Origin of the sequence: Mycobacterium sp. 1245499.0 (genome assembly GCF_001673615.1) — a bacterium.
In the GTDB taxonomy this organism is placed as follows: domain Bacteria; phylum Actinomycetota; class Actinomycetes; order Mycobacteriales; family Mycobacteriaceae; genus Mycobacterium; species Mycobacterium europaeum_A.
In genome coordinates this window covers 1-609 of sequence record NZ_LZMG01000224.1, presented here as the reverse complement: position 1 = coordinate 609, position 609 = coordinate 1, and the positions used below count along the sequence as shown (strand labels likewise).

At 70.9% G+C, this 609-nt stretch carries 1 protein-coding gene; it reads right to left on the bottom strand.

The features are described from left to right. Positions 1-443 (bottom strand): metal-sulfur cluster assembly factor (locus tag A5646_RS12540; RefSeq protein ID WP_156765594.1); only part of this gene is annotated, 443 nt, incomplete at its 3' end. Between the last annotated feature and the right edge of the window lie 166 nt (positions 444-609).

Here is a 609-nt window from a genome sequence, read left to right as displayed (position 1 = left end):
GCCGCCATCGCCGCCGCCAGGTTGACCGTGACGGTGGACTTGCCGACGCCGCCCTTTCCGGACGCGACGGCGTAGACCCGGGTCAGCGAATTCGGTTGTGCGAACGGGATAACGGGCTCGCGGGCATCGCCGCGCAGCTGCTTGCGCAACTCGGTGCGCTGCTCGTCGTTCATCACGTCCAAGGTGACCTTGACCGCGCCGGTGCCCGGGACGTCGGCGACCGCCTGGCTGACGCGGTCGCTGATCTCGGTCTTCTTCGGGCAGCTGGCGGTGGTCAGGTAGATCCCGACGTGCACCGTCCCGTCGGGCTCGGTGTCGATGCTCTTGACCATCCCGAGTTCGGTGATCGGACGCCGCAGTTCGGGATCGATCACCTTGCCCAGGGCGGTGCGGATAGCCGCGGTCAGGCCGGCTGCGGAATCGGAGGGGTCATTGCTGGACATCACCGCCGAGTGTATGCGTCTGCGACGGGGTCATTCGGCGGCGACCTCTAGTTGGCCGGACCGGGTCCCGCCGGCTTGGGCTTGGGTGCGCCGGGGGCCGCGCCCGACGGGCCGGCGGGCTTGGGCGCCGATGCGGCCTGCGAGGGTGCGGCGGCCGGGGGCGGCA